Annotated in this window: 29 protein-coding genes, 1 pseudogene and 1 riboswitch; of the genes and pseudogenes, 14 read left to right on the forward strand and 16 right to left on the reverse strand. The window is 70.6% G+C overall.

Features of this window, described 5'->3' with window-relative positions; translation table 11 throughout:
- Positions 1-20: 20 nt before the first annotated feature.
- A complete protein-coding gene (locus H976_RS0107845) occupies positions 21-323 on the reverse strand; it encodes an AzlD domain-containing protein (RefSeq protein ID WP_027861093.1) in 303 nt (100 codons plus the stop codon).
- Complete coding sequence (locus H976_RS0107850; RefSeq protein WP_027861094.1) at positions 320-976, reverse strand: AzlC family ABC transporter permease; 657 nt, start codon at positions 974-976, stop codon at positions 320-322. The genes H976_RS0107845 and H976_RS0107850 overlap by 4 nt, the downstream gene beginning before the upstream one ends.
- A gap of 67 nt (positions 977-1,043) precedes the next feature.
- Between H976_RS0107850 and H976_RS0107855 the strand changes: the two genes are divergently transcribed.
- Entirely contained in the window at positions 1,044-1,628 is a 585-nt protein-coding gene (locus tag H976_RS0107855; RefSeq protein ID WP_081682743.1) for a CGNR zinc finger domain-containing protein, read from the forward strand.
- A gap of 124 nt (positions 1,629-1,752) precedes the next feature.
- Here the strand turns inward: H976_RS0107855 and H976_RS30990 are convergent, their stop codons facing one another.
- The 8 genes from H976_RS30990 to H976_RS0107895 form a co-directional block, all read right to left on the reverse strand.
- Positions 1,753-3,351 (reverse strand): phospholipase D-like domain-containing protein, encoded by a 1,599-nt coding sequence (locus H976_RS30990; protein ID WP_027861096.1) that lies wholly within the window; start codon positions 3,349-3,351, stop codon positions 1,753-1,755.
- Positions 3,348-3,815: a DUF6328 family protein gene (locus H976_RS0107865; protein ID WP_196804000.1), complete on the reverse strand. Its 468-nt coding sequence runs from the start codon at positions 3,813-3,815 to the stop codon at positions 3,348-3,350. Before H976_RS0107865 ends, H976_RS30990 begins: the two co-directional genes overlap by 4 nt.
- A gap of 16 nt (positions 3,816-3,831) precedes the next feature.
- A complete protein-coding gene (locus tag H976_RS0107870; protein ID WP_027861098.1) occupies positions 3,832-4,803 on the reverse strand; it encodes an SDR family NAD(P)-dependent oxidoreductase in 972 nt (323 codons plus the stop codon).
- Positions 4,804-4,859: 56 nt separating this feature from the next.
- Entirely contained in the window at positions 4,860-5,288 is a 429-nt protein-coding gene (locus H976_RS0107875) for an SRPBCC family protein (RefSeq protein ID WP_027861099.1), read from the reverse strand.
- Positions 5,285-5,749: a hypothetical protein gene (locus tag H976_RS0107880; protein WP_027861100.1), complete on the reverse strand. Its 465-nt coding sequence runs from the start codon at positions 5,747-5,749 to the stop codon at positions 5,285-5,287. Before H976_RS0107880 ends, H976_RS0107875 begins: the two co-directional genes overlap by 4 nt.
- A 40-nt stretch (positions 5,750-5,789) precedes the next feature.
- Positions 5,790-6,206 (reverse strand): VOC family protein, encoded by a 417-nt coding sequence (locus H976_RS0107885; protein WP_027861101.1) that lies wholly within the window; start codon positions 6,204-6,206, stop codon positions 5,790-5,792.
- A gap of 33 nt (positions 6,207-6,239) precedes the next feature.
- Positions 6,240-7,403 (reverse strand): aromatic acid exporter family protein, encoded by a 1,164-nt coding sequence (locus H976_RS0107890; protein WP_027861102.1) that lies wholly within the window; start codon positions 7,401-7,403, stop codon positions 6,240-6,242.
- A gap of 69 nt (positions 7,404-7,472) precedes the next feature.
- The gene (locus H976_RS0107895) at positions 7,473-8,951 is read right to left on the reverse strand and encodes an FAD-dependent oxidoreductase (protein ID WP_027861103.1); all 1,479 of its coding nucleotides are present in this window, start codon (positions 8,949-8,951) and stop codon (positions 7,473-7,475) included.
- A 168-nt stretch (positions 8,952-9,119) separates the two neighbouring features.
- Here H976_RS0107895 and H976_RS0107900 point away from each other — a divergent pair, with 168 nt between their 5' ends.
- On the forward strand, positions 9,120-9,419 hold the full coding sequence (locus H976_RS0107900; protein ID WP_027861104.1) for a DUF1905 domain-containing protein: 300 nt from the start codon (positions 9,120-9,122) through the stop codon (positions 9,417-9,419).
- A 49-nt stretch (positions 9,420-9,468) separates the two neighbouring features.
- A complete protein-coding gene (locus H976_RS0107905; RefSeq protein WP_051276433.1) occupies positions 9,469-9,981 on the forward strand; it encodes a pyridoxamine 5'-phosphate oxidase family protein in 513 nt (170 codons plus the stop codon).
- A gap of 3 nt (positions 9,982-9,984) precedes the next feature.
- Here H976_RS0107905 and H976_RS0107910 read toward each other — a convergent pair whose 3' ends face one another.
- Positions 9,985-10,524, reverse strand: a complete 540-nt coding sequence (locus H976_RS0107910; RefSeq protein ID WP_036225228.1) for a hypothetical protein — start codon at positions 10,522-10,524, stop codon at positions 9,985-9,987.
- A 74-nt stretch (positions 10,525-10,598) separates the two neighbouring features.
- Positions 10,599-10,799: riboswitch (cyclic di-AMP (ydaO/yuaA leader) on the forward strand.
- A gap of 3 nt (positions 10,800-10,802) precedes the next feature.
- Between H976_RS0107910 and H976_RS25175 the strand changes: the two genes are divergently transcribed.
- From H976_RS25175 to H976_RS0107945, 7 genes and pseudogenes are all read left to right on the forward strand, one after another.
- Positions 10,803-11,312 (forward strand): C40 family peptidase, encoded by a 510-nt coding sequence (locus tag H976_RS25175; protein ID WP_051276435.1) that lies wholly within the window; start codon positions 10,803-10,805, stop codon positions 11,310-11,312.
- A 66-nt stretch (positions 11,313-11,378) separates the two neighbouring features.
- Complete coding sequence (locus H976_RS0107920) at positions 11,379-11,780, forward strand: hypothetical protein (protein ID WP_027861107.1); 402 nt, start codon at positions 11,379-11,381, stop codon at positions 11,778-11,780.
- 185 nt (positions 11,781-11,965) lie between these two features.
- Positions 11,966-13,000, forward strand: coding sequence for a serine hydrolase (locus H976_RS25180; RefSeq protein WP_051276437.1), 1,035 nt, complete (start codon positions 11,966-11,968; stop codon positions 12,998-13,000).
- A gap of 354 nt (positions 13,001-13,354) precedes the next feature.
- On the forward strand, positions 13,355-13,909 hold the full coding sequence (locus H976_RS0107935) for a CGNR zinc finger domain-containing protein (RefSeq protein WP_051276439.1): 555 nt from the start codon (positions 13,355-13,357) through the stop codon (positions 13,907-13,909).
- Between the two features lie 4 nt (positions 13,910-13,913).
- Positions 13,914-14,138 (forward strand): annotated as a pseudogene (locus tag H976_RS31100) (DUF1697 domain-containing protein); the annotation flags it as partial.
- Between the two features lie 70 nt (positions 14,139-14,208).
- Positions 14,209-14,436: a hypothetical protein gene (locus tag H976_RS0107940; RefSeq protein WP_027861109.1), complete on the forward strand. Its 228-nt coding sequence runs from the start codon at positions 14,209-14,211 to the stop codon at positions 14,434-14,436.
- Between the two features lie 11 nt (positions 14,437-14,447).
- Entirely contained in the window at positions 14,448-15,986 is a 1,539-nt protein-coding gene (locus H976_RS0107945; protein WP_027861110.1) for an LLM class flavin-dependent oxidoreductase, read from the forward strand.
- 9 nt (positions 15,987-15,995) lie between these two features.
- Here the strand turns inward: H976_RS0107945 and H976_RS28620 are convergent, their stop codons facing one another.
- Positions 15,996-16,352: a hypothetical protein gene (locus H976_RS28620; protein ID WP_155918064.1), complete on the reverse strand. Its 357-nt coding sequence runs from the start codon at positions 16,350-16,352 to the stop codon at positions 15,996-15,998.
- Positions 16,353-16,415: 63 nt separating this feature from the next.
- Between H976_RS28620 and H976_RS0107955 the strand changes: the two genes are divergently transcribed.
- On the forward strand, positions 16,416-17,330 hold the full coding sequence (locus tag H976_RS0107955) for a LysR family transcriptional regulator (protein WP_027861111.1): 915 nt from the start codon (positions 16,416-16,418) through the stop codon (positions 17,328-17,330).
- Positions 17,331-17,367: 37 nt separating this feature from the next.
- Here H976_RS0107955 and H976_RS0107960 read toward each other — a convergent pair whose 3' ends face one another.
- A complete protein-coding gene (locus tag H976_RS0107960) occupies positions 17,368-17,790 on the reverse strand; it encodes an organic hydroperoxide resistance protein (protein WP_027861112.1) in 423 nt (140 codons plus the stop codon).
- Between the two features lie 88 nt (positions 17,791-17,878).
- Between H976_RS0107960 and H976_RS0107965 the strand changes: the two genes are divergently transcribed.
- Both H976_RS0107965 and H976_RS0107970 read left to right on the forward strand, forming a co-directional pair.
- Complete coding sequence (locus H976_RS0107965; protein WP_027861113.1) at positions 17,879-18,436, forward strand: DinB family protein; 558 nt, start codon at positions 17,879-17,881, stop codon at positions 18,434-18,436.
- A 47-nt stretch (positions 18,437-18,483) separates the two neighbouring features.
- Positions 18,484-20,250 (forward strand): DUF429 domain-containing protein, encoded by a 1,767-nt coding sequence (locus H976_RS0107970; protein WP_027861114.1) that lies wholly within the window; start codon positions 18,484-18,486, stop codon positions 20,248-20,250.
- Positions 20,251-20,253: 3 nt separating this feature from the next.
- Here the strand turns inward: H976_RS0107970 and H976_RS25190 are convergent, their stop codons facing one another.
- Positions 20,254-21,006 carry a hypothetical protein gene (locus H976_RS25190; RefSeq protein ID WP_051276442.1) on the reverse strand — a complete coding sequence of 251 codons (753 nt, stop codon included), beginning with the start codon at positions 21,004-21,006 and terminating at the stop codon, positions 20,254-20,256.
- An 88-nt stretch (positions 21,007-21,094) separates the two neighbouring features.
- On the opposite strand from H976_RS25190, the gene H976_RS0107980 reads away from it, so the two are divergent.
- Positions 21,095-21,367, forward strand: a complete 273-nt coding sequence (locus H976_RS0107980; RefSeq protein ID WP_027861115.1) for a GlsB/YeaQ/YmgE family stress response membrane protein — start codon at positions 21,095-21,097, stop codon at positions 21,365-21,367.
- 13 nt (positions 21,368-21,380) lie between these two features.
- Here H976_RS0107980 and H976_RS0107985 read toward each other — a convergent pair whose 3' ends face one another.
- Complete coding sequence (locus tag H976_RS0107985) at positions 21,381-21,743, reverse strand: VOC family protein (RefSeq protein ID WP_027861116.1); 363 nt, start codon at positions 21,741-21,743, stop codon at positions 21,381-21,383.
- A gap of 55 nt (positions 21,744-21,798) precedes the next feature.
- On the reverse strand, positions 21,799-22,389 hold the full coding sequence (locus tag H976_RS0107990) for a dihydrofolate reductase family protein (protein WP_027861117.1): 591 nt from the start codon (positions 22,387-22,389) through the stop codon (positions 21,799-21,801).
- Positions 22,390-22,416: the final 27 nt, after the last annotated feature.

The raw sequence follows: 22,416 nt of genomic DNA on the forward strand, positions 1-22,416 counted from the left end.
CGCGGGTCCCGGCACCCGAGTCAGGTCAGCATCCGGACCACCGCGACGACGACGCTCGCGGCGATCAGCGCCACCACGAGCGGCACCCGGATCAGGAGCAGCACCAGCCCCAGGCCGACCCCGGCGGCACGGGCGTCGATGACCAGGTCGTGGCCGGAGGAGAAGGTGCTGGTGACCACGAGTCCGGTGAGCAACGCGGGTGTCAGCAGCGCGATGACGCGCGTCAGCGCCTGCGGAGGCTCGACGCCGCCGGCGAGAGTCGGGCCCACCACCTTCAGGGCGATCGTCCCGGTCGCCAGCACCAGCACCAGCACCCAGGTCATGCCGCATCCTTGAGTCCGAGCAGAGCTGTCGCCGCGGCCGCGAGGACCGGCACACCCTCGGGCGTGACCGGCACCAGCGCCAGGGCCACGACGGCGGCTGTCGCTGCCACGACGAGCTGCCGCCCAGCGGTGCGCAGCTCCGGGACCAGCAGCCCGAGGTAGAAGACCGGGAAGAGCACATCGAGTCCCCACGAACCCGGATCGGCCAGCGTCGAGGCACCCAGCGCCCCGACGACGGTGCCGAGCACCCAGCCGGCGTACTGGAGCGGCGCCGACCACACCACGACCTCGGCGTCGAACCTGCCCTCACCGCGGTGCGCGAGGGCGAAGGAGGCATCGACCACCAGCATCCCGGCGAGTGCTCGACGAAGTGGCGAACCCGACAGCGACGGCGCGAAGGCGAAGCCCATCGGCAGGAAACGGGCGTTGGCCAGCAGTGCCGTCCCTGCAGCCAGGGCAACACCCCCGCCGCCGGTGAGCACGGTCAACGCACCGAACTGGGCAGCACCGGACCAGACGACGGCGGACATCACGATGACAGGACCCGCGCCGAGGACAGGAGCGGCCAGCACCCCGAACGTGACGCCCAAGGCGGCAGTCGGCAGCGCGAGCGTCGCAGACGCGCGCACCGCCCGGGCCTTGCTCGACGACATGTGACACCACCTCCGAGATCGACGTTAACTAATGGCCATCAGCCTGTAAAGCCATTAGTATCTTCGTGTGTCCACAGTGGGTTCTCGCGTGGCGACGGTGCGGCTGGTCGGCGGTCGGCCGTGCCTGGACCTCGTCAACACGGTGAGCTGGAGGGGTGACGCCGCCCGCCTGGAGGACCACTTGGTCGACCCGTCGGACGCGCTGGTCTGGTGCGAGCGGGCGGGCGTGCTCACCGCGTCGGAGACGCGCACGCTGGCGGGGATCGACGTGCGCACGCCTCTCGTCGCGCTGCGAGAGACGCTGACCGCGCACCTGGTCGACGCCGACCCGCCGCGGCTGCCCCCGCTCGAGGCTGCCATCAGGGACGCTCTCCAGCACAGTGTCCTGGTCCCGATCGGTGATCGGGTGGCGTGGCAGGTCACGGCCCTGGACCGACGTACGCCGGCGCGCCGGGTCGCGCTGGACCTGCTCGACCAGCTGAGCGATCCTCCCGGTCCGATCCGTCTCTGCGGCGACCCCGCCTGCGGGTGGGCCTACGTCGACACCAGCCGTGGCCACCGGCGGCGCTGGTGCAGCTCGGAGGACTGCGGCAACCGCGAACGGGTGCGGCGTCACGCCGCCCGCTCCGTGAACAGCCCTCGTCAGGCCTAGCGCCTCCCGCGCCGTCAGTGGCCGGACGTATCGGTCAGGGCTGGCGGCTGATTCTGGGGGCTGGCGGGCAAAGTACTGCCTGCCAGCCCTCGGTTTCCCCGGACGTCCGGGGAAACCGAGGCCCTCAGTACCCGTCCTGCTTCCGCAGCGGCTTCGGTCGCCCGTCGGGGTCGTGGAGGAGCAGGTAGGGGATCCTGGCGGCGGCCCGGGTGAGGGGGCCGAGCTGGGGTTCCTGGAGGCGGCGGAGGCGGCCGGGGGGTCGTTGGCCGACCTGACCGTTGGCGTGCCAGTCGTCGAGGCGGCGGGCGGTCTCGGCGTACGCCGCGAACATGCCCTCGGCGTCGACACAGTCACCCATCACCTCCAGCAACGACTCGTCATCGACCTCCCGGTCGAGGTGCTCGGCCGCGAGGGCGAGTCGCAGCCGGCGTACGTACGGAGAGTGGTCGTCCGCCGACGGGTCCACCACCGCTGCGGTCAGCTCCGAGTCGTGGGTCCACGAACGGCGGTTGAAGTTGTCCGACCCGGTCGTGGCCCAGGTGTCGTCGATCAGGCACACCTTCGCGTGCACGTAGACGGGCGTGCTCCGGTGGTTCTCGATGCCGTACATCGCGACCCGGTCGGGAGCGGCTTGCTGCATCTGGCGCATCGCGCGGACCCGTCCGAGCAGCTGCGGCGTCCGGGCCATGAACCCCGCCTGGTCGGTGAACAGCGGCACCACCGCGACCACGCGCAGGTCCGGGTGTCGGTGCAGCGCCTCGGTGAACAGGTCCCCGACGTGGTGGCCCCAGAGGTACTGGTCCTCGACGTAGATCAGCTTCTCCGCCTTCGAGACGGCCTTGGTGTAGCCGCGCGCGACGCTCCGCTCCCCGCCACGGGCGAAGGGGTAGTCGCGGCCGCGCCGCAGGTTGGGATAGGTCCGCAGCAGCTGGACGACGTGCGTGGCTCCCTCGGGTGAGGGCGGAGGTGGCGCCTGCTCGGGCAGGGGGTCGGGCGACATGTCCATGCGGAGCAGCTTGTCCTGGGTCCAGTAGAGCGGGTGCCGGGTGAGCCGGGTCGGGTCCTCCCACCGCTCGCGGAACACCGTTTCGACGTCGTACACCGCCGGCCCGGAGATCGCCGCCATCACGTCGTGCCACGGCGGCGTCTCGCCGTACTCGGGCGCCATCTCGAGGGCCTGCGGGTCGCCGAGGTGCTCGGCGTCGTCGCGCCGCGAGTGGCACAGGTCGATCCCGCCGACGTAGGCGATGTCGTCCTCCGGTCGGTCGCGGTAGCGGATCACCACCAGCTTCTGGTGGTGCGAACCGCCCGTGCGCACGCGCATGTCGAGGAGCGCTTCTGCGCCCCGGCTCTGCAGCTGCCGCCCGAGCAGCCGGTTCTCCTCGGCACTGAAGTTGAGCATCTCCATGTGGGAACGCCAGATCAGGCCGCGTACGTCGACCCCCCGCTCGTCGGCTCGCCCGAGGACCTCGACCACCTCGGACCCGGGCTCCCCGGTCAGCTGCTCGTCGGCGTCGCCCTGCCAGTCGGTGAACAGCACGAGGTCGCCCGGTCGAGCAGCCTCGATCCGCTCGTAGAGCTCGGCGAAGTAGGTGCTGCCGTGGACGAGGGTCCGGACCAGGTTGCCCTCCGACCAGGCCGTCTCGCCCGGGTGCCGGTCGTCCAGCCGCGTCTGCGCGTTGGCGCGCTCCGACGTGGAGAGCAGCCAGTCGGTGTGCCTCACGAGGGCTCGGACCGGTGCAGCAGCACGAGCGGCAGGACCACCCAGCCGAGGGCGTAGAACACGAACACCAGGCCGCCGGCGACGAAGCCGGCGGTGTCGTCGACCACCACGCCGAAGATCAGCACGACGACGGAGACCAGCGTCAGCCCGAGGGAAGCCAGTCCGGTCTTGGCGAAGAAGGCGCCGACGCGCACGAGGGTCTGCTTCTCGTGCTTGGCGAAGAGCACGCGGTGCAGCGAGACCGGTGCGGTCATCAGCCCGATGGTCAGCACCGCCAGACTGAACGCGACCAGGTACTCCACCCGGTGCAGGTCGCTGATCTCTGCGAAGCGCTGGCTGAACGGCAGCGTCAGCAGGAACCCGGCCAACACCTGGATGCCGGTCTGGGCGACCCGCAGCTCCTGGATGAGCTCGGACCAATTGCGGTCGGCGCGTTCGACCTCGGTCTCGTCGCGCCCGTTCACACCGGCAATCTAACCGTCACGCATCCAGGCCGGCCTGCTGCCGCACCCAGTCCCACATCGCGCCTCGCTCCGCGTCGCCCGTCCGCGTGCGCCGCAGCAGGTGCGTGGGCCTGGGTCGCCGGTCGTGCCAGAGCTGGCCCGAGCGTGGCTGGGGGGCGGTGGCGGCCAGCCAGACGGTGGTGTCGGCCCCGCCCTCCGCGTCCCGGAGCAACGGCCCGGTCAACCGGTGGAACCGCGGCAGGGACTCCTCCACTCCCGGAGTGTCGGCCCAGCCCGGATGGGTGGCGTGCACCCCGATGCCGGCGCCGGACCACCGGCGCGCCAGCAGCGGCAGGAGCTCCACCTGGGCGCGTTTGCTGCGGGCGTAGGCAGTCGTCGGGGAGTAGTCGCCTCGGCGGTACTCCGGGTCGTCCGCGCGCAGCGCCTGTCCGTACATGCCGCCCGAGGTCACGAAGATCGTCCGGGCGCCGTGGCCGGCGAGGGTCGGGACGAGCAGCTCGGTCATCAGCACCGGGCCGAGCAGGTGCAGCGCCATGGTCAGCTCGTGCCCCTGCGCTGACTCGGTGCGGGTCGCGGGCATCGCGCCCGCGTTGTGCACGAGCACGTCGAGGCGGTCCACGTCGAGTGCGGTCGCGAACCGGCGTACGTCCTCGAGGTCGGAGACGTCACAGCGGTCGACGTGCACCTCGGCGCCGGGCACGGCCGACTCCAGGCGGCGACGGACGTCGGCACCCTTCACCTCGTCACGTACGACGAGCCGCACGGCCGCCCCGAGACGGGCGAACCCCTCCGCGGTGGCCAGGCCGAGGCCGGAGGTCGCGCCGGTGACCGCGGCCGTCCTCCCGGCCAGTGCACCGGGCGACGGGTCCTCGGGCCACCCCGGGAGCCGGCTGCGCACGGCCGGCCCGATCCGCGTGAACCCCGGCGCGACGGTGCGATCCATCAACGTGTCGACGCCGGACGCCAGCAGCTCGGGGAGGGAGGCCATGGCTCCACCGTAGTCAGCGCCTCCACTGACCCGGGCGTCAGTAGCGGCCAGCCTGCTCAGAGCTTGGCGAGGGCCTCGCGCAGGCCGGACTCGGCCTCGTCACCGAGCTTCTTCAACGCCGGCTTGAACAGCGGGGCCACCAGCTTGCCGAGACCCTTGAACTCGAAGTCGGCGGTGTAGGTGACCCGGGAACCGGCCCCGGCGGGGGCGATCTCCATGGTGTCGTTGGCGATGACCGAGGAGTTCTCGCCACGCAGGGCGAACCGTGAGTCGGGCTGGTGCTCGACCACCTCGTAGGTGAGCTCGGTCTCGCGACCCATGAACTTCGAGGTGTTGTGGTAGGTGGTGCCGACCCCGCCGTCACCCGAGACCCGCTCGGTCTTGACCGTGCCCGGGTCCCACTCGTTGGTGGTCGTGAAGTCGCTGAGGTAGGCGAACACCGCTGCCGGTGCGGCCGTGGTGTCGACACTGCGCTGGAGCTTCATCTGGTTCCTTCGTTGTCGGTCGTGGGGACGGCGGTCGCCTCGTGGTGACGACGCCCATGGGTACGGCGGTCTTCCTTCATCTCCGCCTCGAACAGGTGGCGTCGTCCGGACACCAGCTCCTGACGAGCGGAGTGCTCGAGGTCGCGGAAGGCCGAGTAGTAGGTGTCGTCGTACTCCTCGACGATCTGAAAGCTCCAGCGACCCTCGAGCACGTTGCGCCCGACCAGCTCGCGCTCGATCCGGTCGGCGAGGTCTCCGTGACCGGCCTCGCGCAGCTGGTCGACCGCTTCACCGAGCGTCAGGTCGGCGGTGCCGCAGCGACGGTGGAACGCGTAGAGCAGCCCACGCGCCTCCTCGACCACCTCGAACGCCTCGGACAGCTTCCCGAGCGCGGCCACCGTGGCATCGTCCGTGCCGTCGGGTCGCTGGTGCTCGGGGGAAGGTCGGTCGGCGGGCGTCATTGCTCGGGACGTACCCGGCGCGGTGGTCGCCAAACGAGGCTCAGCCCTGGCCCTCGCCGGCGATGTTGACCATCCAGCCGACCCCGAACTTGTCGGTCACCATCCCGAAGGTGTCGCCCCACATCTGCTTCTCCAGAGGCACGGTGACCTCCCCGCCTTCGGAGAGCTTGTCCCAGTAGCCGCGGAGCTCGGCCTCGTCGTCCCCGCTGAGGCTGACCGCGAAGCCGCCGGACTCGCCGGCCTCCATGCCGGGCGGGGTGTCGGAGGCCATCAGGGTGAAGCCCGCAGGAGTCTCGAGCTGCCCGTGCATGATCAGGTCGGCCTCGGGCCCGGAGTCGTCGCCGAAGTCGCCGAACGTGTTCACGTGGAGCTCTCCACCGAGGGCTTCGCGGTAGAACTCCAGCGCCTGGCGCGCGTTGTCCTTGAAGTTGAGGTAGGGGTTGAGCGTGCTGCCCATGACAGGGCTCCTCTCGGTGACTGTCTTCGGAGACTAGTCCCGGCGACTGACAGTCAGGTGCGGGCGACGGCGTACGGGGCCGGGCAGGTCGTAGCGCGCGCGACGCCGCAGCGAGCTCCCGGCCTGACGAGTCCACGGGGCGAGCTCGATGCCGGCGTCGACGATGTTGCGCAGGCTCACCACGACCCCGCCGTACTCGTGCCAGTGAGACTGCGCCAGGGCATCGGTGGCGAGGTCGCCCACCAGCCGGCCGAGCTGGTCCCGTACCTCCACGAGGGCCGTCTCGTCGCCGGCCGCGATGGCCGTCGCCGACGTGGTGAGCAGCCCTTGCACCTCGGTGCGGAACGAGTCGTCCCAGACATTGGCGTCCTTCGCACTCGTGCCGATCGTGCGCGCCAGGCTGATCGCCTCGGCCACCGCCTCCTCCAGGAGCTGCAGTGCGCGGCGCATCTCCTCGAGGTCGTCGGGCTGGCTGCGCCGCGGGTTGAGCCGACTGCTCTCATGGGCCTGCCGCAGCAGCCCCCAGGCGTGGTCGATGTCGAGGTCGACCTCGCGGCAGCTGCGCATCCAGGCCTCGACGTCGTCCTGGTCGAGGTCGCGGCCCGGGTCGCCCAGCCCCGTGGCCATCAAGCCGAGTGTGTCGGCGAGGTGCTGCGGCAGGTGGTGGGCGTAGGTCCGCGCCGCCCGGTCGCGCAGCGGTGGCCACACCACGAGGTTGACGGCCAGGCCGACGACCACGCCGACCGAGGTGTCCAGCAGTCGACCTGCCAGCAGGTGCGACTCACCGATCACGTTGGTGGCGAGTACGACGATCCCGGTGGTCGCGACCGTCGTGGACTCCTCCTCCAGCCACCGGTGCCGCCCGAGCAGGAACGCCACGGCCAGCATCACGCCCATGCCGAGGGGCCCGACGCCGAACAGGCTGCCGGACGCCCAGGCGAGCAGGACGCCGAGGAACGTCGCGACAATCTGCTGTCCGCCGCGCGAGACCGTCCGGTAGACCGTGGCGTGCACGACCAGCACGGCTGCCCAGGGTGCGAGGAAGGGTTGGTCGAGCCCCAGCACGTCGATCGCGACGACCCAGGCGATCACCCCGGCCAGTGCGGTCTTGGCATGCTGCGCCCAGTCGGCCACCTCGACGGCATCAGGCTTGCGCAGCCGTGACCACCGGGGCCGACGCCCCTCCCAGAACGTCATCTGCTGCTCGTACCCACATCCCGGGCGTTCTCAAACGACCCGGGGATCAGCAGACCCGGTGGAGCGCGGTCAGCTGAGCGCGGCGTGGACCTCGTCGGCGGTCCGGTACCCGGAGGTGACGGCGCCGTCCATGTAGCCCTGCCAGTAGAACGCCGCCTCGGTGCCGCCCCAGTGGATCAGCCCGTTGGGCTGGCGCAGGGCGGTGCCGGCACGGATGAGCAGACCTGGTGCCGGAAGCCCGGTCGGGCCACCCCACGAGTACTCGTCGTAGTCCCAGCGCTTGAAGCCACGGTCGACGGCCAGGCTCCGCGCCTGCGGTCCGAAGTAGTCCACGAAGCTGTCCATGCACTGCTTCATCAGGACTGCGGGCGGTGCACCGTCGAGGCGCCGCATGTTGTCGCCGGAGATGAACCCCATCAGCCAGTGCTTGCCCTGGCTGTAGGTCTCGAAGGTGATGTCGATCGGGCTGCCGTTGCCGATGACCTGGCCGGAGAGTCCGGCATCGCGCCAGAAGGCCGTGTCGTACGCCGCCTGGAACTTGCCCTCGTAGCCCATCCTGGTGCCCGCGTGCAGCCGGTTCCGGGCGACGCTCAGCCCACCCGGGTAGCTGATCCGGCCGGCGATCGCCGGGCTCATCGCCACGATGACGCGCTTGCCGGTGAACGTCCCGGCCTCGGTCCTGACCACCGCCCGTCCGCTGCGCGTGTCGATGGTGCTGACCGGCGCGTTGTAGACGATCTTCCCGGCCAGCGTGTTGGCCATCGCCTCGGGGATCCGGTAGGCCCCGCCGTCGAGGAAGCGCTCCTGGGCGCCACCGTCGGTGTTGAGCAGGCGGAACATGTCGCCGGGGTTGGCGGCGTTGCCGGCCGAGGCGATGTAGCTGAACATGAACAGCGCCGAGATCTCGTCGGGCCCGACCGAGAGCGTCGAGGAGCAGATCAGCCCGAAGAGCAGCCTCGCCTCCGCGGTGATGACCGTCCGGTCGATCCACTGCTTGAAGGTGATCGAGTCCCAGTACACCGCCAGCGGGTGCTCCCACGGCTTGCCGGGCGTGATGCTGAGGCAGATGGTGGTCAGCTTGGTGATGCCGGCCACGACCTCGGGGGCGGTCTGGTCGACCGGGATACCGATGGCGGCGGGGTACGGCGTGACGGTGCCGTCCACCGAGAACAGGTTGTTGCCCTCGTTGTAGGTGACCTGCTCGTCGACGTGGAACTCGCTGGCCAGCGCACGGATGTGGTCCTGGGTCGGGCCGACGAACTCGGCACCCCCGTCGAAGTGCAGGTTGCCGCTGATCGTCTTGACGTTGACCACACGCCCACCGGGGCGTTCGCGCGCCTCGAGCACCATGACCTTGCGCCCGGCCGCGGTCAGCTGGCGGGCGGCGGCGAGGCCGGAGAGGCCGGCCCCCACGATGATGCAGTCATGGACGACGCCCGGCGCGGACAACGCTGCTGCGTCGGCACTCTCGGCGATGAAGGGGGCGACAGCTCCGGCGGCACCGAGGGCGACAGCCCCGCGCAGAACATGGCGGCGGGAAAGGGTCATGACGTTGGAAACTAGTCCAAATGGCGGACTACCGCCGGGTTTCCGGAGGATTGACATCCCGGTGGACCGTGAGGTGCCGACACGCCGTCGACACGCCGATGAGTGGGCGGTCCAGCGCGGGTCTGTCTGGGTGTGGCGCCCGCGCGGGCGCCGGAGGAGAGTTCTGTCATGAGCGAAGCAGCGCACCCACAGGGACGGCTCGACGAGGAGTTCACCGCCCCGCTCCAGAAGAGTCCCGCCAAGGGTGGGTGGACCTACGTGGTGATGCCCGGGTCGGCCGAGTTCTTCGGCACCGGCGGGCTGGTCAAGGTGCGTGGCACCTTCGACGGTGAGCCGTTCGAGAGCTCGTTCATGGCGCTCGGCGACGGCACCCACAAGCTCCCGGTGAAGGCGGCCATCCGCAAGCGGATCGGCAAGGAGGAGGGCGACTCGGTGCTCGTCCGCCTCGAGGAGCGCCTCAGTTCTTGAGCGGGGCCCCTGACCGTGTGCCGGTCGGTGTGCTGGGTACGACGCAGGCATGAGCGACGAAGCAGCCACCGACCGGACCGACACCGACCGGGCACAGCAGAAGGTCGTGGAGATGATGCGCAGCGACCGCTTCTGCATGCTCACCTCGATCGGGGTGGGCGACCAGGGCCGGCTGCACTCCCACCCGATGACCCCGCAGGAGGTCACCGACACCGGTCAGGCCTGGTTCTTCATCGACTCCACCAGCGAGCAGGCCGGCAACATCAACGCCGAGAAGCGCGTCAACCTGGCCTTCAGCGACGGCTCCACCTGGCTGTCGGTCGCGGGTCACGGCACCGTCGTCCACGACCGTGCCAAGACCGACGAGCTGTGGAACTCCATGGTCGAAGCGTGGTTCCCCGAGGGCAAGGACTCACCCGACCTGGCGCTGCTCCGCATCGACCCGGACTCCGCCGAGTACTGGGACACCCCCGGCGGCCGGGTGGCATCGGCACTGGCGTTCGCCAAGACCAAGATCACCGGGGAGCGCCCGAGCGGGCACAGCGAGTCCGTCGACCTCTGAGGCTCAGCTCCGCAGTCGTTCGCGCAGGCCGGCGGCCATCCCCGCGATGGTGATCGCATCGAAGAGCTCCCCCACCGTCTCGGCCAGCCAGACCCGTCGTACGGGACCGAGCCGGAGGCGCAGGTGCACCCGGGTCCTGCCGTCGTACGCCGTCAGCGTGATCGACCACGACAGCCGCATCCGGCCCCGCTCGGACCGGTATACGAGGTGCCGGGCGGGCTCGACGTCGACCGCCTCGAAGTACTCCTCGGGACCGCCGTAGTCGGGGATCACGTCGCCGACCTGCAGTCCCTGCCACTGCGGCTGCACGGTTCGCGCGGCGCGACGAGAGCGGGGCACGAACCGTTCGACGGACCGGGGGAGGTACCACCCGCCGCGGCCCTTGCCCAGCTGCACCAGCCACGGCCACACCTGCTCCGGTGTCCCGCGCGCCTCGAAGCCGCGGTCCATCACGACGTCGGCGTCCGGCACCACGTCGTCACCCGCTCGGGGCGCCCGGATCTCCTCGGCGGTGGCCGCGACGGTGGCGAACGGTCTCCTCACTGCGCGATGGTGCTCCACCGGGGTGCTGGACGGGGTGGGCACCCCGTGTCATAGCCTGCCGGGGTCGAACAGCCACCCCGGGAACGCCGAGTCCTGCCCGATCCGGGGTGTCCCCACGAACAGGTTCGGGCAGGAGTGGGGGACCCACAGGTTCCACGCTCGGCCAGGTCGGTCCGCTGACCTGGACGTGCTCGGGGTGAAGTCATCCGCGGATGACGGAGCACTTTCTCGCTCCAACCCGACAGCTCACCTCACAGGCGTGGGAAAGGACAGCACCCATGCCCGCACTGGCTCGGCCCTTGCGCACCCTCCTCACCGTCCCGCTCCTGGCCTTCGCGATCCTGGCCGCGGCCAGTGCCTTCGCCCCGGCCACCGACGCCTCCGCGGCCACGGCCACGAGCAAGCCGTCGTCGGCCCGCCAGCAGAAGGTGCTGCGAGCCGCGTCCGTCGCGCTGCGGCAGATCGGCGACCCTTACCGCTACGGCGCTGCCGGACCGGGATCCTTCGACTGCTCCGGGTTGATGAAGTACAGCTACCAGAAGGCCGGGATCAAGCTGCCGCGCACCGCGTCGGCCCAGTCCAAGCGCGCCCACCGGATCCCCAAGGGCAAGCTGCGCCGGGGCGACCTGATGTTCTTCACCGACGGCGGAGGCGTCTACCACGCCGCGATGTTCCTGAAGTGGAACCACGGGCGCGCCGTGATGGTGCACTCCCCCGGCAGCGGTCAGCACGTCCGCCGCGACCACCCCTGGACCAAACGCTGGTTCGCCGGCACCATGCGCGGCTGAAACCGGCGCCTGCACGACACGCTCGCTTGACCGGAGAACCGGGGACGGCGGACCTACGATTCGCCCATGACGCAGCAGGATCTCGGGGAGGACATCCTCTCTTCCGGCGAGCTGGCGACGTTGTTCGACCGCTCGCCCGCGCGGGCCGTGCAGACCTCGGGCGCAGCCGTGACCGCCTTCGTGCTGGGGCTTGCCGCCATCCTGGCCGTGCCGTTCTCGTTGTGGATGACGTTCAGTGCCGGTCTGGCGGCTGTCGCTCTGGTGGCCTCGATCATCGGGCTGGCCCGCGCGAGCAGGCCGGATGTCGCAGGCGGCCTGCTCGCCTCTCTCGGACTGGTGCTCGCGCTCGGGACGCTGGCGCTGGTCGGGCTGAGGTACCTCGGCATCGACACCGCGTTCGGTGACGGCTCCGAGGCGACCATCCGCGACGGGCTGGACTGGCTGAACGGTCTGCTGCCCAAGCCCTAGGGTCCGGCCAGTGACAGACGGGTGCCACGGGCGGATCTGAATATGCACTGGCCGCCGTCCCCGATCCGGCGTCTACTGGAGGCCGACTCACCTGGGGAGGGTGCGATGTCCAGCTACGCCCAGCTCTGTCCTGTCCGTCGGGAGCACGGGCAAGGCTCCTTCGCCGACGTTCCCCGGATCGCCTGATGTCCTACGCCGAGCTCGACGCGCTGCTGCGCTCCTGGGTGGACGCGCGTGACTTCTCGGGCAGCGTGCTGATGACCCAGGCCGGCGAGGTCGTGTTCGAGGGCAGCTACGGCATGGCCGACCGAGCGACCTCGACCCCGGTCACCCCGGCCACCCGGTTCGGGCTCGCCTCGGTCACCAAGATGTTCACCGCCGTCGCGGTCGTGGACCTCGTCTCGGCCGGAGCGGTGCGCTTCGAGACCCCAGTCGTGGACGTGCTGCCTCCGGGTCGCCGGCCGGCGACCCTGCTGCCCGAGGTCACCGTGCACCACCTGCTGTGCCACACCTCGGGGATCGCCGACTACTGCGAGGAGGACGAGGACTCACCGGCCTACCTCGAGGACTACGGCTCGTTGTGGGAGCGGATCCCGTCGTACTCCATCGAACGGCCGGCCGACTTCCTGCCGCTCTTCGGCGACCTGCCGCCGTACCGCCAGCCCGGCACGCAGTTCCAGTACTGCAACGCCGGCTACATCGTGCTCGGCCTCGTCATCGAGGAGCTCTCCGGACGGCCGTTCACCGACGTCGTGCAGGAGCGCGTGTTCGACCGTGCCGGGATGACCGCCAGCGGTTTCCTCCGCCTCGACGAGGCGCTCCCCGACGTCGCCGTCGGCTACCTGCCGCGCTCAGGCCCCGACGAGCCGTGGCGCACGAACGTCTACCGCATCCCGGTCGTCGGTGGCGCCGACGGAGGCGCTTTCAGCACCACCGGCGACCTCGACCGCTTCCTCCACAGGTACGCCGACGGCACCCTGCTGGGTGACCAGCTCGACCGCGTCCTGGCCCCGCACGCCGACGCCGGCGACGGCTTCTTCGAGGGCTACGGCGTGCACCTCTACCCCGACGGGCGCTACGGGCACGGCGGCGGCGACCCGGGGGTGACCGTGATCGTCAACCGCTGGCCCGACGACGAGCTGCACGTCGTGGTCCTGTGCAACATGGAGGACATGGCGGTCGAGGTCCGCGACGAGGTCGTGGACACCTGGCGTTCCTGAGAGGGCTGACGGGATACCCGGTGAGCCGGGTACTCATGGTCGATTCGGGTGTTGCACCGCCCCCCGAGTACATGAGTCGCCCCCGGGGTGGGTGATCGTGGCCGATGTCCTCTCGGAGAACGGTGTGTGACCTGGACCATCCCCCGCTACGTCCGGTCCCGTGGCTGCTTCCTTGCGGCGCGCTGGCGCGCGTGGTACCGCTCGGCCCGACGCATCTCACTGTCGGGCGTGAACAGCTTCTGGATCACTGTGGTCACGTAGTACATGACATCCCTCCTCTCGACTCCAACACCAGCAATGACGCTACGCCGGTGTCGTGCTCGCTGTGACCGGTAAAAGCCTTATATTGGTGTCGTGACCGAGGACCTGCCCCGACCTGAGGTACCTGCTCCGATCGCGGTCGTGCGTGACTTCGTGAACACGACCGACCATGAGACCGGCGTCGACGAGCTGACCACCCGCGCGGAGCTCTCGCGCCACCTGCTGCGTGCCGGGCTGCTGGACAGCAACGCCCGCGCCACCGAGGCCGACCTCGCGCTGGCCCGACGTCTCCGCGCCGGGCTCCGCACGGCGTTGGCGGCGAACCACGACGGTGCGACCGACGCGCTGCCCGAGCTCGCGAGAGCGCTGCGTGAGCTGCCCATCGCGCTCGACTGGACCGAGGCCGGACCGGCGCTGCGCACGACCGCGGGTGGCGTCCGGGGCGCGCTGACCCGGATCGGCCTCGCCGCCCAGGAGGCCACCAGCGAGGGCATCTGGTGGCGGCTGAAGATCTGTGCCTACGACGAGTGCCAGTGGGCCTACTACGACCACTCCAAGAACAGGTCGCGCGCCTGGTGCGAGTACGGCTGCGGCAACGTCGTCAAGACCCGGGCCTACCGTGCCCGTCAGCGAGCTGCGGCACCATGACCTCGTGAGTCGCTCCGTCGCCTTCTTCCGCAACCTCAACCTCGGACAACGACGCAGCAACAGTCCCACCCGGCCGGAGCTGCTCGACGCCTTCGAGCGAGCCGGGGCGACGAGCGCCACCAACTTCCAGGTCAACGGCACGATCGTCTTCGAGCACGACGGCGACGCGCAGGCACTCGCCGACGAGGCGGTCCGGTTGCTCACCCCCGTCTGCGGGTACGACGACGCGGTGATCGTGCGACCGGTCCCGTGGATCCCTCGACCTCGAGCTGGAGACAGGTACGCAGGCCGAGGTCTCGTTGTTCGACGGACCCGACCCGTTCCCCGAGCCACTCCCCTGGGAGGTGCCGGGCGCAGGGCTGACCGTCGTACGCGCCGACGCGCTGCATGCCGTGAGCCTCAACGACATCGAACGGACCAGCGGCGCCACCTATGCACTGGAGCGACGCCTGGGAATGCCGGTCACCTCCCGCGGAGTTCCCACCATGCTGCGTCTCCAGGCGCGGCTGAACACGATCGCGGACTGACGAGGAGAGCGATGCCCGACTACGGCCACTACCTGCAGTTCGGGATCTTTCCCAGTCCCGACGCCACCGCCGCGGAGCACACCCTCGAGCTGGCCCAGCTGGCCGAGGTCAGCGGGCTCGACCTCGTCTCCGTCCAGGACCACCCCTACCAGGGCCGCCACCTCGACACCTGGACGCTGCTCTCGGTGATCGCCGCACGCACCAGCGCGATCCGGGTGGCCCCCAACGTCGCGAACGTGCCGTTGCGCTCGCCCGTGATCCTGGCGCGGAGCGCCGCCACCCTCGACCTGCTCAGCGCCGGCCGGGTCGAGCTCGGCCTCGGAGCAGGCGCGTTCTGGGACGCGATCGTGGCGGCCGGCGGGCCACGTCGTACGCCGAAGGAGGCGGTCGATGCGCTCATCGAGGCGATCGACGTCATCCGCCAGGTCTGGTCGGGCGACACCGTGCACGCCGACGGTGAGCACTACCAGGTCAAGGGTCTGCACGGCGGTCCGCGACCGGCTCACGACATCCCGGTCTGGCTGGGGGCCTACAAGCCGCGGATGCTGCGGGTGACGGCCGACCTCGCCGACGCATGGATCCCCTCCATGGGCTACGCCGAGCCGCACCAGCTCGCCGCCATGAACGCGGCGATGGACGAGCGGGCCGAGGCCAACGGGCGTGGACCGCAGGCGATCCGGCGGATGTACAACGTGTTCGGCCGGTTCGGGTCCGGCGCCGGCTTCCTTCAGGGCACGCCGCGCGACTGGGCCGAGCAGCTGGCCGGGCTCGCGATCGACGAGGGCATCTCGACGTTCATCCTCGGCACCGACGACGCGGACCTCGTCCGCCGGTTCGCCCTCGAGGTGGCCCCGGCGGTGCGCGACCAGGTCGAGGAGGAGCGCGGCCTGCGGGTGAGCGGCGCTGCTCCGACGCGAAGACGTCAGTCCGAGGAGCCCGACGCCATCACGGTCACCCCGACGCCGCCACCGCGCAGCCGGTTCGGCACCGAGCTCCCCTGGAACGAGTCCACCCGTCCCCGCTATCCGGCGCCGGCCGACGCGTCGTACTCCGAGGCGCAGCAGGCCTACCCCCAGCACCTCATCGACATCCACGACGCCTTGCGGGCCGAGCTGACCCAGCTGCGCGACGTCGTCGACCAGGTACGCCGCGGGCTGCTCCAGGTCGGCCAGGCACGATCGGTCATCAACACGATGACGATGCGCCAGAACAACTGGACCCTCGGCGCCTACTGCGAGTCCTACTGCCGCATCGTCACCGGGCACCACACCCTGGAGGACCGCAGCATGTTCGCGTTCCTGCGCCAACGCGACGCCGACGCCGCCCCGGTCGTCGACCGGCTGGCCGAGGAGCACGAGGTGATTGCCGAGGTGCTCGAACAGGTCGACCGGGCCCTGGTCGGACTCGTCGGTGCCGAGCCGCGCGAAGCCAGCGAACGCCTCGAGCAGCTCTCGAGTGCGGTGGACCTGCTCAGCGACACCCTGCTCTCGCACCTGTCCTACGAGGAGCGCGAGCTGCTCCACCCGCTGGCGACGTACGGCCTGGGCTGAGGAGTCGGCTCAGGCGGCGAGGATGACGTCGTCGGCAGGACCGGATGTCGGCGGCTGCTCGTCACCGTGCAGCCGCACCAGGCGGAGACGGTTGGCCACGGCCGCGCGCAGTGCCTGCCGGGCACCGAGGAGGGCGTGCACGCCGATGGCCATCCACACCAGGTTGCTCGCCATCGAGGGCCAGTTGTGCACGCTCAGTGCACTCACCGACAGCAAGGCCGCGCAGGCCACGTTGATCGTCTGGAAGCGCAGGGAATGAGCTTCCATCCGCCGCTGCGACACCATCGCGTAGGCGCCGACCGTCCCGATCGCGCCGATCCAACCTCCCGTGGCTGCCACCACGACCATCTCGTTCACAAGCCCCATCGTGAACCTCGAATTGGCTTAGCGCAATTGAACTAAGTTCGACTCCGGATTAAGTTTCTCTACATGTATCTCGACCCGCGACGACTGGCTGTGCTGCTCAACATCCACCGTGCAGGCGGGGTTCTCGCTGCCGCGGACGTCGCGGGGGTGACTCCATCGGCGATCTCCCAACAGGTCGCGAGGCTCGAGGACGAGACCGGGATCACAGTCCTCGACCGGCAGCCGGCGGGTGCCGTGCTCACCACGGCCGGCCGCATCCTCGTCGAGGCCGCGGAGCGCATCGAGTCCGAGCTGACCGACGCCCGTCGTGCCCTGGCCGCGCTCCAGGAGGACGTCACCGGAACAGTGGTGATCGCCGCCTTCCAGAGCGTCATCCAGGCCCTGCTCGTCCCGCTGGTGGAGGACCTCAAGGAGCGGCTGCCCGGGCTCGACCTGCTGGTGCACGAGATCGGCGCCGAGGAGGGGGCTCGGGGGCTGCGCGAGGGTGCCATCGACGTGCTCATGCTCGAGGCCGACAGCCCCATCGGACGTACCTCGCCGCGCGGCACCCACGACGTGGCCGTGCTGGACGAGCCGTGGGTGGTCGCGGTGCCCGCGAACGCACCCGCTCCGGCCAACCTCGACGAGCTGGCCCAGGTCACCTGGCTGGGCGTCGATCCCGCGGCCGCCGCACACAGCGCCACCGCCCGCCTGCACGCCACCTTCGCGAAGGCGCCACCGGTCGCCCACGTCTACAGCGACAGCGACGTCGCTATCTCGATGGTCTCCGGCGGCATGGGCGTCGCCCTGCTCCCCTCGCTCGCCCTGCTCGGTGCGCTGCGACGTGAGGGCATCCAGGCGGTCTCGATGCCCGGGCTGGGCACGCGGTCGGTGATCGCGCGACACCGTCGTTCTCGAGCCGAGCCGAGGCGCGAGGTCCTCACCGTGCTCAACGAGATCGTCGAGGCGGCCGGTGAGCTCGACCTCAGCGCCGTGTGAGCCTGGCCGGCTCAGTCGTCTGGCTCAGTCGTCCGGCTCAGTCGTCGGTGACCGTGACCGTGACCTCGATGTTTCCCCGCGTCGCGTTGGAGTAGGGGCACACCTGGTGGGCCTGCTCGGCCAGCGCGAGTGCCTGGTCGTGCGGGAGGTTCGGTACGACGACCTCCAGGGTGACCTCGAGCTGGTAGCCGCCCTCGCCGTTGGGGCCGATGCCGACCAGGGCACCGACCGAGGAGTCACCGAGCTCGACCTTGTCCTTGCGGGCAATCGTCTGCAGCGCGGAGTGGAAGCACGCGGCGTACCCGGCGGCGAACAGCTGCTCCGGGTTCGAGCCTTCGCCGCTGCCACCCATGTCCTTCGGGGCGGCGAGGTCGAGGTCGACCCGGCCGTCCGACGTACGCACGTGGCCGTTGCGGCCCGCTCCGGTGGACAGGGCCTCGGCGGTGTACAGGGTTTCCATGGTGCTCCTGGGTCGGTGCGGGATCGTTGCCTTCCTCAACCGACAACTCGGTTGCCCCGCGCGGCTATTCCTCGGAGCATGACGTCCCATGAGCGCTGACCCCGAGGCCGACCTGCCCACTCCCACGTTCGGCTGGTCGGACATGTGGGCCTCGCCGGAGGAGGACCCCCGCAGCGAGGGCGGGCCCACGGACGAACGTTCGCTGCTCCTGCGCTACCTGGCCAACTACCGGCTCACCCTGGAGCTGAAGTGCTCCGGGCTCGACGCCGACCAGCTCGCCCGACGCTCGGTGCCGCCGTCGAGCATGTCGCTCCTCGGACTGGTGCGACACCTGGCGACCGTCGAGCAGTACTGGTTCCGCGTCGCCCTGGCCGGCGAGGAGGTCGAGCGCCTCTACCGCGGCGAGGGGAACGACGAGTTCGACGACGCGGTCGGCGACCCGGCCTGCGTCGACGCCGCCTGGACGCACTGGCGAGCCGAGATCGCGAACGCCGACGACTACGTCGACAGCCACGACCTCGACACCACCGGGCCCGAGGGCGACACGCTGCGCGAGGTGCTGCTGCACATGATCGAGGAGTACGCCCGGCACTGCGGCCACGCCGACCTCCTCCGCGAGCGGATCGACGGCCGGATCGGCCAGTAGACCGCGCAGTGGCAACGCGCAGCAGCGGGATACGGCAGGCTGGGCGGGTGTTCCACATCGGAGTCGACCTCGCCTGGGGGACCAAGCGACCCACCGGGCTGGCCGTGCTCGACGAGTCCGGTCGGCTGGTGCACGTCTCGACCGTGCACACCGACGAGGAGATCGAGACCGCCCTGTCGCCGTACGTCGAGGGCGACTGCCTCGTCGCCATCGACGCCCCGCTGATCGTGCGCAACGAGACCGGCAACCGGCCAGCCGAGGCCGCCCTGAACAAGGACTTCGCGAAGTTCGACGCCGGCGCCCACCCGTCCAACACCGGCAAGCCGGAGTTCAGCGGCACCCCGCGAGGCGCTGCGCTGTGCCAGGCCCTCGGGCTCGACATGAACCCTCGTTCGGGTCGCGCCCGGCGCGCGATCGAGGTCTACCCGCACCCGGCGACGGTGGCGCTGTTCGGCCTCGGCCGGACGCTGAAGTACAAGCACAAGACCGGTCGCGACCTCGACCTGCTGCGCACCGAGCTGCTCGCGCTGATGGGGTTCCTCGAGGGACTGGGGAACGCCGACCCCGCCATGGTGCTCGACGGTGAGAGCTGGCTCGAGCTGCGCCGCCAGGTCGAGACCGCGACCCGCAAGAGCGAGCTGCGGGTCGCGGAGGACCAGGTCGATGCCGTCATCTGCGCGTACGTCGCGATGTTCGCTGCCAGGCGCCCGGAGGCGACCACGACCTACGGCGACCTCGAGACCGGCTACATCGTCACGCCCACGCTGCCGCCAGGGCTGACACCCAGCCCTCGGGCGCCGAGGCCTGCGGTGGTGCCGGTCGAGCCGGTCGAGCCGGTCGACCCGGTGCGTGAGTACGCCCTCGACCACCCGGCACGCGTCGCCGCCGGCGAGCAGTTCCTCGCGCTGGTGACGGGCATCCTCGACGACGCCGGCATCAACTACCTCTCGGTCACGGGTCGCACCAAGACGGTGGCGTCGTACGCCGAGAAGGTGCGCCGTACCAAGGACGGTGTGCCGCTCTACTCCGATCCTCGCAAGGAGATCACCGACACCATCGGGATCCGCGTGATCACCTACGTGCACAGCGATGTCTCGGCGGTGGCCGACCTGCTGCACGACCAGGTCGTCGTGCACGACGACCGCGACATGGGCCGCGAGACGGCGCAGGAAGGACGCTTCGGCTACGCCAGCCGGCACCTGCTGATCGGCCTCGACGCCGCCCGCGAGGGGCACGCGTCGTACGAGCTGCTGCGGGGCCGGAGCGCGCAGGTGCAGGTGCGCACCGTGCTCCAGCACGCGTGGGCGGAGTTCGAGCACGACATCCGCTACAAGGGCACCATGCCCGACGAGCACGCTCGCGACTTCGACCGGCGGTTCACCCTGGCGGCCGGGCTGCTCGAGCTCGCCGACCAGGAGTTCTCCACCATCCGGGACACCCTGCGCGCCTCGGCCAGCCCGGCCGAGCCGGACCTCGCCGACGAGGACCCGCGCATCGACCCGCGCGAGCTGGCGGCCTTCCTGGCCGGGCAGTACGCCGAGGCCGGCTGGTCGCGCACCGACCACTACGCCTGGATCTCCGGTCTCCTGCTCGAGCTCGGGATCACCGGGCTGGACGAGCTCGGCGAGGTGCTGCGCAGCGGCGACGAGGAGCGGATCCGCGACCGGATGGGCTACCACTACCCGCCAGGGGCGGTACGCCGGCTCGACGACGCCCTGCTCGCGGCGTACGGATCGTCGTACGTCGGACTGAGTGGGAACGCCCACCGCCGCGGTGCGCTCGAGGCTCGGCTGGAGAAGCTGAACGGCGGGTGACTCTCAGTCGGCCACGTCGACGTGGACGTGGTCGCGGTGCTCGAGGATGCGCACGGTGGCCCTGGACCGCCCCGACGTGCTCACCCGGTAGTCACGCCACCCCTCCCCGGCCCGTCGTGCCGTCCAGATGCGCGCGTCGAAGATGACGGTGTTGATCTCGAGCCGTTCGGCGTTGGCGACGAGGTACTGCGCGATCGCCCAGCCCCTGGCCTTGTTGCGCGGCGAGATCGGGCGCACGAACACGTCGACGGCGCGGCCCTCGTAGTGCGCCGATCCCGGCATGTGCCCCGATCGGACGCCACCCGGCGCGAAGCCTCCGTCCGGCAGGTGACCGAAGGCCTGGTCGAGGTCCAGCCGCACGCGCTCCGCCCGGTGGGTCAGGCCGTGGCGATCCAGACGATCCGACTCGGTCTCGTCGGCGCCACCGTGGGTGCAGGTCAAGGCGTGCCTCGCCCGGCCGGTGAGGGCCGAGGCGACCGCCCCGGCGTCGGCGGCGGAGAGCCCTGCCCCACGGGCCACGGCCGTCGAGGTCGCCGGCAACGACAGCCCCGACCGCACGGAGCGGGCCGAGACGCCGGCCGCCGACTCGGCCTGCGCGGTCGTGAGGTCGACCGTCCGGTCACCCACGGTCACCTCACACTCCGGCGCACCGGTGAGGCCGCGGACAGCCACGACCACGAGCAGGGCGACCGCCACCAGCGCCAGGGCTGCCGCGACGAGTGCCGGGCGCCGTCGTGGGTCGTGCCGCAGGTCCATCGGATCAGTCTCCGGACCGCGACCAAGGCTCGCCCCAACCACCCCACCGTTACCGTTGAGGCACACCACTCACAGGAGGTCAGCGGTCATGATCGGTTTCCTTGTCGCGGGACTCATCATCGGAGCGCTCGCACGTCTCTTCAAGCCGGGTCGGCAGAACCTCGGCCTGCTGGCCACGCTCGGTCTCGGACTCGTCGGCTCCCTCATCGGCGGCACCATCGCCTGGCTGATCGGCACCGGCAGCATCTGGGAGCTCAACGTGCTCGGCTTCGTGCTCGCCGTGGTCGCCTCCGTGCTGCTCGTCGGCACCGCTGAGGCCGTCACCGGTGGGGACCGGCACAAGCGGCTGACCTCAGGCTGACCTCAGGCTGACCTCAACCCCCGTCGACGAGGTCGACGAGGCAGACGCAGAACTCGTTGCCCTCGGGGTCGCGCAGCACGACGTAGGTGTCCTCGGGGTCGTCGTCGCGGCGTACCCACTCGGCGCCGAGGGCGCGCAGCCGTTCGACCTGCGCGTCCACGTCGTCGCTGTAGAGGTCGAGGTGCATCTGGTCACGCGCCGACACCGGGGACGACGCAACCTGGAGCGAGAGGTTGACCCGCTCGCCGCGCAGGACCCGGAAGTCGTCGCCCGGCTCGCGGCGGCTGGGCACCAACCCCAACGCAGCGCTCCAGAAGTCCGTCATCACCTCGATGTCGGCGCAGTTGACCACGGTGCTCCCCAGCCGGATTCCCATGAGCGCACGCTGCCACATCCCGGCGGCAGCGTGCCGCCCGATGTGACCGCGCAGCTCAGGGGTGCAACCAGGGCCGGTAGACGAGCTCCTGGATCCCGCCGTCGAACGTGTGGGTCTCGATGAGCTCCAGGTCGAAGTCGGCGGCGTCCCGGAAGAGCGGGTGGGCTCCGGTCTGGCCGGTGATCACCGGGAAGACGGTGAGCTGGAGGCGGTCGACCAGGCCGGCGTCCAGCAGTGACCGGTTCATCGACACGCTGCCGTGCGACCGCAACGGTACGTCGGACTCCTCCTTGAGCCGGGCGACGACGTCGACGGCGTCACCCGCCGCCAAGGTCGCGTGGGACCAGTCGAGAGGCGCCTCCAGGCTGGCCGACACCACGGTTGCCGGCAGCCGACGCATCTGGGCCAGCCAGGGGTCCCCCGCCTTGTCGGCCTCGGCACTCGACCCCAGCATGCGTTCGAGCTGGAGGAACAGTCGGTAGGTGTTGGCGCCGAAGACCATCCGCTGCTCCTCGTCGTACAACGCGAGGCGGTGGTCGAGCAGCTCGGCGCTCTGCTTGTCCCAGTACCCGCCCCAGGTGCCGGGTCGCGGGGCGCCGAAGCCGTCGACGGTGGAGAAGAGGTCGGCGGTGTAGGTGGCGGTCATGGTGTTCTCCTCGGTGAAGGGTCGTTC

This window comes from Marmoricola sp. URHB0036 (assembly GCF_000426045.1).
Taxonomy (GTDB): Bacteria; Actinomycetota; Actinomycetes; order Propionibacteriales; family Nocardioidaceae; genus Marmoricola.

Coding starts and splice junctions, on each gene's coding strand:
- H976_RS0107845 (WP_027861093.1), bottom strand. CDS start 323: ATGACCTGGGTGCTGGTGCTGGTGCTGGCGACCGGGACGATCGCCCTG.
- H976_RS0107850 (WP_027861094.1), bottom strand. CDS start 976: ATGTCGTCGAGCAAGGCCCGGGCGGTGCGCGCGTCTGCGACGCTCGCG.
- H976_RS0107870 (WP_027861098.1), bottom strand. CDS start 4,803: ATGGCCTCCCTCCCCGAGCTGCTGGCGTCCGGCGTCGACACGTTGATG.
- H976_RS0107875 (WP_027861099.1), bottom strand. CDS start 5,288: ATGAAGCTCCAGCGCAGTGTCGACACCACGGCCGCACCGGCAGCGGTG.
- H976_RS0107880 (WP_027861100.1), bottom strand. CDS start 5,749: ATGACGCCCGCCGACCGACCTTCCCCCGAGCACCAGCGACCCGACGGC.
- H976_RS0107885 (WP_027861101.1), bottom strand. CDS start 6,206: ATGGGCAGCACGCTCAACCCCTACCTCAACTTCAAGGACAACGCGCGC.
- H976_RS0107890 (WP_027861102.1), bottom strand. CDS start 7,403: ATGACGTTCTGGGAGGGGCGTCGGCCCCGGTGGTCACGGCTGCGCAAG.
- H976_RS0107895 (WP_027861103.1), bottom strand. CDS start 8,951: ATGACCCTTTCCCGCCGCCATGTTCTGCGCGGGGCTGTCGCCCTCGGT.
- H976_RS0107900 (WP_027861104.1), top strand. CDS start 9,120: ATGAGCGAAGCAGCGCACCCACAGGGACGGCTCGACGAGGAGTTCACC.
- H976_RS0107905 (WP_051276433.1), top strand. CDS start 9,469: ATGAGCGACGAAGCAGCCACCGACCGGACCGACACCGACCGGGCACAG.
- H976_RS25175 (WP_051276435.1), top strand. CDS start 10,803: ATGCCCGCACTGGCTCGGCCCTTGCGCACCCTCCTCACCGTCCCGCTC.
- H976_RS0107920 (WP_027861107.1), top strand. CDS start 11,379: ATGACGCAGCAGGATCTCGGGGAGGACATCCTCTCTTCCGGCGAGCTG.
- H976_RS25180 (WP_051276437.1), top strand. CDS start 11,966: ATGTCCTACGCCGAGCTCGACGCGCTGCTGCGCTCCTGGGTGGACGCG.
- H976_RS0107945 (WP_027861110.1), top strand. CDS start 14,448: ATGCCCGACTACGGCCACTACCTGCAGTTCGGGATCTTTCCCAGTCCC.
- H976_RS28620 (WP_155918064.1), bottom strand. CDS start 16,352: ATGGGGCTTGTGAACGAGATGGTCGTGGTGGCAGCCACGGGAGGTTGG.
- H976_RS0107955 (WP_027861111.1), top strand. CDS start 16,416: ATGTATCTCGACCCGCGACGACTGGCTGTGCTGCTCAACATCCACCGT.
- H976_RS0107960 (WP_027861112.1), bottom strand. CDS start 17,790: ATGGAAACCCTGTACACCGCCGAGGCCCTGTCCACCGGAGCGGGCCGC.
- H976_RS0107965 (WP_027861113.1), top strand. CDS start 17,879: ATGAGCGCTGACCCCGAGGCCGACCTGCCCACTCCCACGTTCGGCTGG.
- H976_RS25190 (WP_051276442.1), bottom strand. CDS start 21,006: ATGGACCTGCGGCACGACCCACGACGGCGCCCGGCACTCGTCGCGGCA.
- H976_RS0107980 (WP_027861115.1), top strand. CDS start 21,095: ATGATCGGTTTCCTTGTCGCGGGACTCATCATCGGAGCGCTCGCACGT.
- H976_RS0107985 (WP_027861116.1), bottom strand. CDS start 21,743: ATGGGAATCCGGCTGGGGAGCACCGTGGTCAACTGCGCCGACATCGAG.
- H976_RS0107990 (WP_027861117.1), bottom strand. CDS start 22,389: ATGACCGCCACCTACACCGCCGACCTCTTCTCCACCGTCGACGGCTTC.